This window comes from Klebsiella sp. H-Nf2 (assembly GCF_002806645.1).
Classification (GTDB): Bacteria; Pseudomonadota; Gammaproteobacteria; order Enterobacterales; family Enterobacteriaceae; genus Klebsiella; species Klebsiella variicola.
In genome coordinates this window covers 171558-181241 of sequence record NZ_PIBL01000011.1, presented here as the reverse complement: position 1 = coordinate 181241, position 9684 = coordinate 171558, and the positions used below count along the sequence as shown (strand labels likewise).

The following is a 9684-nucleotide window of genomic DNA, read 5'->3' as shown; positions in this document are numbered from 1 at the left end:
GTCCACATTCAGCACTGAATTATCAGACGCCATCAGAGTTTGCAGCACGGTGGCGAAATGGAAAATGTGAAGGTAAACAAACCGACCTTACTAACTGACGGTTGTATCTAATCCTGGGGGCAGGTCAGGGGGAAGAAGACTATTTACGTTGGCTGGATAGCTGTCTTGCACAGTTCTGGCGAGTGTTAAAACCTACCGGCAGCATGTATCTGTTCTGTGGGCACCGCCTGGCAGCGGATATAGAGCTGTTGGTAAGAGAGCGATTTAACCTGCTTAACCATATCATCTGGGCTAAACCTTCGGGACGCTGGAACGGATGCAACAAAGAGAGCCTCCGGTCATATTTCCCAGCGACGGAACGTATCATTTTTGCCGACCATTATCAGGGGCCATACAAGCCCAAAAATGATGGATATGCCGCAAAATGTAATGAGCTAAAACAGCATGTCATGACACCGCTGATTTCTTACTTCCGGGATGCCAGGGAATCTCTTGGCGTGACTTCAATGCAGATTGCAGAAGCCACTGGTAAGAAAAACATGGTTTCCCACTGGTTTGGCCTTAGTCAGTGGCAACTGCCGAACGAAGCTGATTATTTGAAGCTGCAGGCGCTATTTCAAAAAATTGCCATGGAAAAGCATTCGCGCCATGAACTGGGCAAACCTCACCACCAGCTGGTTGCAACCTGGCAATCGCTGAACAGAAAATATTCTGAACTTCAGCAGGAATATTACCGGTTACGGCGCCCGTTTAGCGTGTCTGTCACGGTTCCTTACACCGACGTCTGGACTCATAAACCGGTTCAGTTTTATCCCGGCAAACATCCGTGTGAAAAACCCGCCGATATGCTGCAGCAGATCATCACGGCCAGCAGTCGGCCAGGGGAGGTGGTAGCTGATTTCTTTTTCGGATCCGGGTCAACGTTAAAGCAAGCAGCCCTTCTCGGGCGGCAGGGTATAGGTGTTGAGCTGGAGAAGGAGCGATTTGAACAGACGGTAGTTGAAATGCGTAATTTGCTGGTTTAGCTCAGCAAGTTGCGCGCTGTGGCAACGCCGTGCCGCCACCGTTCGCCGAGGCCCTGATGAGGGCCAATCTGCCTGGATATGCCACTCGAAAGGTTTAGCTGCTTAATCTATAATCCCCTTCAATAATTGTGGGGGAAGTCAATGAATAGCATTAAGTTGATTGTAGGCATTACGATTATTGGAGCGCTCTCGGGTTGTGCAGCAGTCCAATATAACGACGGTGAAAAGGTTAGTATTCAATCCGATGCTTGGTACGGGCTAGATAGTTTGCATAGCACAGCTATTAAGGCTTGTCAGCAATATGGAAAGTCGAAAGCTGTTTATCTCCATAGCGCGAATATGAATCCGAATTTACCGAAAGGTAGTGGTGTACAAAACACTATTTGGAAATGCGAGCCCTGAACATGTCTAAATATAATATCGCAGCAAAACCAAAAGAAGAGCAGGACAAGGTTAACGTTGACCTAGCGGCGTCGGGCGTAGCATACAAAGAACGCCTGAACATGCCGGTTATCGCTGAGCAGGTGGCGAGAGAGCAGCCGGAAAATTTGCGCGAGTATTTCATGGAAAGAGTGCGTTACTACCGCGAGCAAAGCATCCAGCTCCCGCGCGCTACTGACCCTCGATACATTGAGATGGCGGAGAAGAATGCCAAAAAATAAACCTTTTCGATTCAAGCCGCTACGGAGGATATTTTTCATTTCAGGGCTCGCTACCGCGGGCCTTTTTCATATCTGCGCCACGCCCGGCGCATAAAACCTGCAGAGCTTTTCGGGGTGAGCCTTTGGAATGGTCGTGTGACTGTTCTGCAGGGCGGCCACTCCGGGCGAAGGCTCACCTCAAAAGGAACGTCACATGAAAAAAGTCATTATGACCGCAATCGCGGTCGCTTCGCTGTGCCTGAGTAACGCCTCTTCGGCTGCTGAAGTCGTTATCACCACGGGTCAACAGGGTTTGACCTACAACGCGGTCTATGGCGTGAACCTCGCCAGCGCACTGAGTGAGTATGGCTACAGTTCGACAGTGATCCCCAGTAAAGGCTCTTTGGATAATCTCGATAAGGTGGCCAGCGGTGCTGCTCAGATCGGTTTCACCCAGGCTGATGCCTTCCAATACTGGCGTGGCCGTCACGTCAACGAAGCCCAGAAGGTGGACATTATCGGCGAGCTGGCCGATGAGTGTGTTTTTGTCGCGGTGAAGAAGGGCGGGAAGGTTAGTGATGAAGGGGATTTAAAGGCTGGAGTGAAAATCGCGGTCGGCGAGCCTACCAGCGGATCTTATGCGTCATGGCAATACCTTCAGGGTCTGGAAAAGGACTACGCCAAAGTCGAGACCTACGCGAAAGGCGGCGTGCGCTCGCTAGCGAAAGTCACTACTGGTGAATATGACGCATTCCTCTGGGTCTCTGCGCCGGACCGGTCGAATAAGTTTCTGGAAGCGGTAAATCAGGAAGGCAGTGGACTGGCTATGATCGACATGAACGGCTGGCACCTAGACGATAAGTTGCCTAACGGGAAACCGGTATACGAGTTGAAAAAGGCGGTGACCGAATCCGGCTGGCTGAGCGACTCGAAGGTCAAAGTCCCCTGCACCAAAACGCTGGTGGTCGCCAATACCGATGCCGGTGATGACATGCTCGAAACGGCCTCAACCGTACTGCTGAAAAACCTGAGCCGCGTGCTCGGCACCAACGGTAAATAATCATGCTGCGCAGGCTGTGTTTTTGGGCGCTGTTTGCCGTTCTACTGTTCGTATCCTGGCGGCTGGCGGGCGTGCTGATGGATATGGTTACACTGGTGGTTATCCTCGCTGCGCTGGCAGCCTGCCGTTACTGGCCATTTAAAAGCAAATCCTGACACTGTGCAAAAGGCATCTTCGGGTGCCTTTGACAGAGTGTTACATATTGACTAACACAAAGTTTACAAATTAGATTAGCGGCATGGTGAATCCCCCTGTGCGGAGGGGCGACCAGTCACTTACAGTGATCTGTAAATGCAGCGCGGGCCATGTCGGCTGGGACATGCCCACCGGGAGGCACCCGGCACCATATGCAATGCTACTAAGCTATTTGGTAGTGGGTTGCCGTTTCGGCTTCTCCAGCTATGTTTAAAAGGCAGTAACGGAATAATGATCACTCTCCTGGTAAATCGGTAGCTCGGACTATTAGGTGCGTATCGAACCGTTACAGAATCAGAATGCCTACCTTTCTGCCCGTTCCTCTGAGCGGGCTTTTTTTTCGCCTGATTAAGGCACTTCAACTAACCAAAAGCATTTAAGGGCTGCGCTATTGCGCGGCCTTTTTCATTTCAGGCTCACGGGAATCATCATCGATAAAGCTCGTTGTTAAATCAGCCCGATGGGCCTGAACCTTTTCAAACACACAGCGCCATCCGTCATTAACGGAGGTGAGGCTTATGCGAATGCCCTACAAACAAGATTTCATCGCCGCTCTGCTGGCAGCTAAGGAGCAGGGTATCGGCGCAATACTGGCTTTCATCATGGCGTATTTGCGTGGCCGCTATAACGGTGGCGCCATGGCGAAGACGCTGATCGATGCTGTCATGTGCGCGATGATCGCCTGGTTCGTCCGTGACCTTCTCGACTTCATTGGCCTGAGCAGCAATCTCGCCTACATCGCCAGTGTCTTCATTGGCTATATCGGTACTGACTCGATCGGGAGCTTGATTAAAAAAATCGCAGCCAGAAAGGCAGGAGTTGATGATGCTGGAGATCAATAAACAACGTAAAGCGTTTCTGGACATGCTCGCTTGGTCTGAAGGTACAGACAAAGCGGGGCAGCCGACAAAGAACCGAGGCTATGACGTCATTGTTGGTGGTTCACTCTTTACTGACTACAGCGATCATCCACGCAAGTTGGTTAACCTGCCAAAGCTGGGTATCAAATCCACCGCAGCGGGGCGCTACCAGCTCCTGTCGAAGTGGTGGGATGCTTACCGCAAGCAGCTCGGCCTGAAGGACTTCTCCCCGGCATCACAGGACCAGGTCGCGCTACAGCAGATTAAAGAGCGTTGCGCTCTGCCGCTTATTGACAACGGGCAGATTCGTCAGGCTATCGACCGTTGCAGCAATATTTGGGCATCTCTCCCCGGAGCTGGTTACGGTCAGTTTGAGCACGAAGCCGACAACCTCATCGCAAAATTCAAAGCCGCTGGCGGCTTCGTCGCTGAAGTTAAATCATGAACCTGAAGGTAAATTATGAACTATCTCATTAACCGACTTAAAGAGCCGTCTACCTGGCGCGGCATTATCCTGGTCATTGCTGGTGTCTTCGGCTATCAGATGCCTCCGGGCGTTCAGGAAACCGTCATCGCTGGCGGCGTAGCGCTGGCTGGCGTTGTTGGCGCGGTGATGCCGGACAGCGTTAAGAAGCAAGCAGGCTAGCAACCGGCAGGGCTACAGAACCCCGCATTCCTTTAGTTTCTTAACCAATAAGTAATTGGTGATTACTCCAAGAGAAATCCCAACAATCCACGGCACAGCTGAATCAAGCATTAGTGAGTTGTTCACGTTAATGCTGGCGGTGATGCAGGCATAGGTATTTGTAAAAGCAAACCATGTAAAAAGTATCTGTTTCATTTGGTTATCTCCACGCTTTCCCTCCCAACAATATCCACCTACGAGCCGGTAAAAGCAAATCAGATACAACCGAAAGGGCTACGAAATGAGTGAAGCAAAACCGCAGGACGGCAGCACTGTAAAAGGCTACCGCACATTAACCGCTGGCGACATTGAGCGCATGAACCGCCTCAAAGGTGTCAGCCGGCATTTTTGCAGTCTGCTCGAGACTGAGCGAGAGGTTGCAACGGCTGAAGTTGTCGAGCGCGGTAGTCAGGCCGAAACCGAGAGAGTAGAGGCTTTGCGCTGCATGGCTATCGCGCGTACCAAAATGCAGGAAGCCTGTATGTGGCATGCCGTGCAGTCGCCCGGCCTGATGCTGACTGTTAACCCCACTAAGGGATAAAACAGCCTGCATCCCCACGTGAGGATATTACAGAAGTCACTAAGTTAGTGGCTTCGATAATGCTCCCCACATCGATGATTAGCCCCGCTCTGGTGGTGCTGGCGGTGCTCTCGCAATACGTAAGGCAACCGTCACTGAAAGATAAGGCCGAGAACTGAAGGGGCAGCAGCAATGAGTTTCGAAATTATTGCAGGGCTGGTGGTTGTGATGCTGGGAGCTATCGCCGGTGCGTTCGGCATCGGCCATGCACGCGGGACCAGTAAGGCGGAAGCCAAGGCCGATCAGCGGCACACCGAAGAGAACGCCGCCGCCACCGTCGCCGCGGCAGAACGTAAGGCAGAAGTCACGAAAGAGGCCAGCGATGTACAGCAGACTGTTAGCCATATGCCTGATGACGATGTTGATCGGGAGCTGCGCGGAAAGTTTACCCGCCCCGGTAGTCGTTGATACCGCGTGCAGCTGGGTGCGGATTATCTACCTGACCGACCACGATATCGACGTAATGGACCGTCAGACCAAGCGCGACATTCTGGCGCACAACAAATCAGTGCTGGTGAACTGCCCGCAACAAACCGACAAAGCTACTAATAGCTAATAAAAACTGTTGCATCAACACAGCATGAGCATTATATCAGGGAAGACGACACAGTAAGGAGTGCTGCAAGATGAACTTAATGATGGGTGTATTCGGTTCCAGCAACAGGGGAAAAAGTGAAACGCTAATATTTCTGATAAAACTGTTTGAGCAAAGTGATCGCTATGCATCCTTTATGGCAGCAAAACCCCACCCTGGTGGAGAAAAGGATCTTATAGCTGTATTTGAGCGTGATGGACTTAAGATTGGGATATCCACTTTGGGGGATTTGGGCTCTCAGGTTGAAAAATCTACCAAAGAGTTAGCTGAGATGGGATGCAACGTGATCATCACTGCTACACGAACTCAGAAGAAAACAGTTGTTGCTTTTGAAAAGGTTGCTGAAGAGTTCAGTTTCAAAAAACTGTGGTTTGAAAAAAACAACAATATGAATGATTGTTGCAATAATTGGCCTAGTAAGCAGGAAGGGTTTGAGGCAATAAAAAGAAGCCGCTTTAATCAAAGTAATATGATGGATGCCAGTTTTATATTTAGCTACATCGACGGATTACCAGGTTGATTCGTTGGCAATAAATATCAAATACAAGTAAATACGATGCCTCGCAATAGCGGGGCTTTTTATTACCAGAAGCAGGAGAAGACAATGTTTACCGTTAAGCAGATTATTAACAACGCCACCTCATTGTATGAGGCAAAAGAAATCACCGTTGCTCGCCCTGGCTCTGAGCAATGGCGTCAGGCTTTTGCTCTTGCTGATGAACTGGATGTTATGGCGCCTGACATCATTGAGCATATCCCGATGTCCTATGAGGACCAAGATATGACGAAACCAGTTGGCGATGAGCATCAATTAACGGTCGAGCGTACTGGAGCAAACCGGGCTGATTGCATTGCCATTATTTGTTCAGGGATTCCTTCGCCAGCTTTCCCGGACATACATGAGTTTGGTGGTGTTGGATACCAGTTTCTTTACAAAGGCGATCAGATTTACATCACCAACAGCCACGGCGCGACCATCGAAACAGTTAAGTAAGGCATTACAGGAGCCATTCTGCCGAGTGGCTTCAATAATGCTCCCCACATCGCACAGAGGTAAGACATGTCAGAGATTACACCAGCAGAACAGATTCGACTGAATCTGCTTTCCATCCTGAACTACGACACCGCAGCCGCTGCTAAGGCTATTGAGTTCGTCCAGGATAGCCCGCTCAAATATCAGCTGTTCATCCAGCAGTACAACCGCGTGGTAACTGAAACTGAAGTGGTGGCACGGACTATCAAAGCGCTTCAGGAGTCGACGGAAGCGTTAGCGCTTTTTGATACCGGCGCTGAGCAGGCCAGCTAAGGCATTACAGCAGGCACTCGTTGAGCGCCTGTGATAATGCTCAAGGAGCGATTACGTGAACAAAGAGCCCCGCATCTACGGCAGCAAGTGGGACCGAGAGCGTCTTATCTTCCTGCGTGCGCACCCCTTATGCGTCATGTGCCAGGAGCAAGGCAGGGTGACAGCTGCAACGGTGGTTGACCATATCATCCCGCACAAACTGAAAGAGGCTCTGCGCTCTGCTGACAGCCAGGCAATAGCGAAGGCACAAAAGCTTTTCTGGAGCCGGAAGAACTGGCAAGGGCTGTGTAAGCAGCACCACGACTCAACGAAGCAGCGAATGGAGAAGCGTGGCACCGTGATCGGCTGCGATGAAAACGGGATGCCACTGGACCCGGCTTCTCATTGGTTTAAGTGATAACCATTATCAATACATCTCAAAATTGATTGTCATTTGAAATCATTAGCATTCAAATGATATCGATTCTCATCTGAGTGGGAGGGGCGGGTCAAAAGTTCAGAACCTCGAACCCAAATGACCGCCGCCAGTCCTTTTTGTGCACAACCGCGAAATGAAAAGTTTTTTTCCGGGAGGTTCCGATGGCAGGACGACGCCCGAAACCGACCCACCTCAAAGTGGTTACCGGCAACCCGGGCAAACGAAAACTCAACGATAAAGAACCCACGCCAGCTAAAGAAATTCCAAGCCCCCCAGCTCATCTTACCGACTGGGGTAAGGTGGCATGGGGTCGGCTGACTGTGCTTCTCGATGGTATGGGTGTTCTCACCGTTGCAGATACTTTGGCTCTTGAAAGGCTTTGCGATATTTATGCCGATATCCTGCAACTGCGCGACACCATCGCTGTAGAGGGCAGAACTTATACCGTCCAGACCGAGGGTGGTTTTCTGATAAAGGCCAACCCGGCAGTTTCAATGCTGGCTGATGCTGACCGTCGTTTTAAAAGTTACCTGGTTGAATTCGGTCTGACACCAGCGGCAAGGACGAAGGTGAAAGTGAATGGCGAAACCCCCGAAGAAGACACGCTCGACAAGTTCTTCGGTTGATCCGGCAACGCAGTATGCAAAGGATGTAACCTCTGGAAAAGAACTGGCCGGTCCTGACATTCGAAATGCCTGCCAGAGACACCTCAGGGATCTTGAATCTTGCCATGCACGAGGGCTCCATTGGGATGTTGAGGCAGCACAGCGCTCCATTGATTATTTTGCGAAAGTCCTCAAGCTTAACGGGGGCGATTTTGAAGGTGCGCCTTTTGTTCTGCTTCCATGGCAGTGTTTCATCGTCGGTTCGATTTTTGGCTGGAAAAATGCCAGAGGTTATCGCCGGTTCCGAATGGTTTACGTGGAATCAGGAAAAGGATCTGGAAAATCCCCCCTTTCTGCCGGGATAGGTCTTTACTGTCTCACTGCAGATAAAGAACCTCGTGCTGAAGTTTATGCTGCTGCCACGAAAAAAGACCAGGCAATGGTCCTCTTTCGTGATGCGGTGGCGATGGTCGATCAGTCTCCGGCTCTTTCCGCACGCATACAGAAATCTGGCGGCGCCGGAAAAGAGTGGAACCTGGCTTTTCTTCAGGCTGGTTCATTCTTTCGCCCAATTAGTTCAGATGACGGACAGTCGGGTCCACGACCACATTGTGCTCTTATTGATGAAGTTCACGAGCATAAAAGCAATCAGGTTGTTGAAATGATGCGCGCCGGCACTAAAGGTCGCCGGCAGGCACTCATTTTTATGATCACCAACAGTGGACACGATAAAACCAGCGTCTGCTATGACTATCACGAATACGGTAGGAAGGTATCTGCTGGTTCGATAGAAGATGATAGTTTTTTCGCCTTTATTTGTTCACTGGATGAAGGTGACGATCCTTTCAAGGATGAGTCCTGCTGGAAAAAGGCTAACCCCTCGTTGGGTCACACCTTTGAAGAAAGCTATCTTCGTGAGCAGGTGACTCAGGCCCGGGGGATGCCTTCGAAAGAGAGTATTGTCAGGCGTCTCAACTTCTGTCAGTGGGTTGACGCGGCTAACCCGTGGATGAGCAGTGATGTCTGGATGGGATGTGAGGAAAACTTTGATCCAGATGAGCTGGAGGGTGAGGAATGCTACGGTGGCCTGGACTTGTCCGGATCCCGTGATTTGACTGCCCTGGCGCTGTTTTTTCCAAAACAACGCAAGTTGCTGGTGGAGTTCTGGACACCCAAAGATACCTTGCTCGAACGGGCTAAAACGGACCGGGTGCCTTATGACGCCTGGGAGCGCGATGGTCACATCCACACTACGCCAGGCAAAGCGGTGAAATACGGCTTTGTTGCCCAGCGTATTGCCGATCTGACGGAGAAGTTCGATATCAAGGCCATCGCCTTCGACCAGTATCGCATTAAATATCTTGAGCCGGAGCTTGAGGAAGCATCTGTTTCTGTTCCCTTAATCCCTCATGGGCAAGGGTATTACAAAGCGAAAGATTCCGGGCTGTGGATGCCTCACTCCATCGAATTGTTTGAAGAGTTGCTTGATGACAGCGTCATTATCATCAGAACGAACCCTTGTCTTCGCTGGAATGCGGCTTCAGCAGTGACGGAGGCTGATCAGAAAGAAAACCGAATTTTTGCCAAGAAAAAAAGTACCGGGCGTATCGACGGCATTGTAGCGGGCGCTATGGCAATCGGTGCCTCCGAAGGCTATGAGGATGATTCTGGCGATATCGACGACTTTTTCAGTAATCCCATCATTGTGTGAGTC

Annotated in this window: 16 protein-coding genes and 2 pseudogenes; 17 read left to right on the top strand and 1 reads right to left on the bottom strand. The window is 50.7% G+C overall.

Going from position 1 to position 9684, the window contains the following annotated elements; genetic code table 11:
- Nucleotides 1-125 precede the first annotated feature (125 nt).
- The 8 genes and pseudogenes from CWM58_RS22315 to CWM58_RS22285 all read left to right on the top strand — a co-directional run.
- Nucleotides 126-1025 (top strand): annotated as a pseudogene (locus tag CWM58_RS22315) (DNA-methyltransferase); the annotation flags it as partial.
- Nucleotides 1026-1166: 141 nt separating this feature from the next.
- Complete coding sequence (locus tag CWM58_RS22310) at nucleotides 1167-1427, top strand: hypothetical protein (RefSeq protein ID WP_100681809.1); 261 nt, start codon at nucleotides 1167-1169, stop codon at nucleotides 1425-1427.
- 2 nt (nucleotides 1428-1429) lie between these two features.
- Nucleotides 1430-1687, top strand: a complete 258-nt coding sequence (locus CWM58_RS22305) for a DNA polymerase III subunit theta (protein WP_100681818.1) — start codon at nucleotides 1430-1432, stop codon at nucleotides 1685-1687.
- Between the two features lie 193 nt (nucleotides 1688-1880).
- On the top strand, nucleotides 1881-2726 hold the full coding sequence (locus CWM58_RS22300) for a TAXI family TRAP transporter solute-binding subunit (protein ID WP_172957023.1): 846 nt from the start codon (nucleotides 1881-1883) through the stop codon (nucleotides 2724-2726).
- Between the two features lie 2 nt (nucleotides 2727-2728).
- Nucleotides 2729-2881, top strand: coding sequence for a hypothetical protein (locus CWM58_RS28835; RefSeq protein ID WP_165785837.1), 153 nt, complete (start codon nucleotides 2729-2731; stop codon nucleotides 2879-2881).
- Between the two features lie 558 nt (nucleotides 2882-3439).
- Nucleotides 3440-3763 carry a phage holin, lambda family gene (locus tag CWM58_RS22295; RefSeq protein WP_032430487.1) on the top strand — a complete coding sequence of 108 codons (324 nt, stop codon included), beginning with the start codon at nucleotides 3440-3442 and terminating at the stop codon, nucleotides 3761-3763.
- Nucleotides 3747-4226 carry a glycoside hydrolase family protein gene (locus CWM58_RS22290; protein ID WP_100681808.1) on the top strand — a complete coding sequence of 160 codons (480 nt, stop codon included), beginning with the start codon at nucleotides 3747-3749 and terminating at the stop codon, nucleotides 4224-4226. The genes CWM58_RS22295 and CWM58_RS22290 overlap by 17 nt, the downstream gene beginning before the upstream one ends.
- A gap of 15 nt (nucleotides 4227-4241) precedes the next feature.
- Entirely contained in the window at nucleotides 4242-4427 is a 186-nt protein-coding gene (locus tag CWM58_RS22285; protein ID WP_100681807.1) for a hypothetical protein, read from the top strand.
- Between the two features lie 12 nt (nucleotides 4428-4439).
- Here CWM58_RS22285 and CWM58_RS22280 read toward each other — a convergent pair whose 3' ends face one another.
- On the bottom strand, nucleotides 4440-4622 hold the full coding sequence (locus CWM58_RS22280; protein WP_100681806.1) for a hypothetical protein: 183 nt from the start codon (nucleotides 4620-4622) through the stop codon (nucleotides 4440-4442).
- Between the two features lie 85 nt (nucleotides 4623-4707).
- Here CWM58_RS22280 and CWM58_RS22275 point away from each other — a divergent pair.
- The 9 genes and pseudogenes from CWM58_RS22275 (at nucleotide 4708) to CWM58_RS22235 (ending at nucleotide 9681) form a co-directional block, all read left to right on the top strand.
- Nucleotides 4708-4991 (top strand): annotated as a pseudogene (locus CWM58_RS22275) (hypothetical protein).
- A gap of 187 nt (nucleotides 4992-5178) precedes the next feature.
- Nucleotides 5179-5454, top strand: coding sequence for a hypothetical protein (locus CWM58_RS22270; RefSeq protein WP_084441294.1), 276 nt, complete (start codon nucleotides 5179-5181; stop codon nucleotides 5452-5454).
- Complete coding sequence (locus tag CWM58_RS22265; RefSeq protein ID WP_084441291.1) at nucleotides 5405-5602, top strand: hypothetical protein; 198 nt, start codon at nucleotides 5405-5407, stop codon at nucleotides 5600-5602. The genes CWM58_RS22270 and CWM58_RS22265 overlap by 50 nt, the downstream gene beginning before the upstream one ends.
- 70 nt (nucleotides 5603-5672) lie before the next feature.
- Entirely contained in the window at nucleotides 5673-6161 is a 489-nt protein-coding gene (locus tag CWM58_RS22260) for a hypothetical protein (RefSeq protein WP_031592522.1), read from the top strand.
- 84 nt (nucleotides 6162-6245) lie between these two features.
- Complete coding sequence (locus tag CWM58_RS22255; protein WP_100681805.1) at nucleotides 6246-6635, top strand: hypothetical protein; 390 nt, start codon at nucleotides 6246-6248, stop codon at nucleotides 6633-6635.
- Nucleotides 6636-6701: 66 nt separating this feature from the next.
- The gene (locus tag CWM58_RS22250) at nucleotides 6702-6947 is read left to right on the top strand and encodes a DUF2560 family protein (protein WP_084441289.1); all 246 of its coding nucleotides are present in this window, start codon (nucleotides 6702-6704) and stop codon (nucleotides 6945-6947) included.
- A gap of 55 nt (nucleotides 6948-7002) precedes the next feature.
- Complete coding sequence (locus CWM58_RS22245) at nucleotides 7003-7344, top strand: HNH endonuclease (protein WP_032426433.1); 342 nt, start codon at nucleotides 7003-7005, stop codon at nucleotides 7342-7344.
- A gap of 182 nt (nucleotides 7345-7526) precedes the next feature.
- Complete coding sequence (locus CWM58_RS22240; RefSeq protein WP_025713390.1) at nucleotides 7527-7991, top strand: phage terminase small subunit P27 family; 465 nt, start codon at nucleotides 7527-7529, stop codon at nucleotides 7989-7991.
- Nucleotides 7945-9681, top strand: coding sequence for a terminase large subunit (locus CWM58_RS22235; RefSeq protein WP_100681804.1), 1737 nt, complete (start codon nucleotides 7945-7947; stop codon nucleotides 9679-9681). The genes CWM58_RS22240 and CWM58_RS22235 overlap by 47 nt, the downstream gene beginning before the upstream one ends.
- Nucleotides 9682-9684 lie beyond the last annotated feature (3 nt).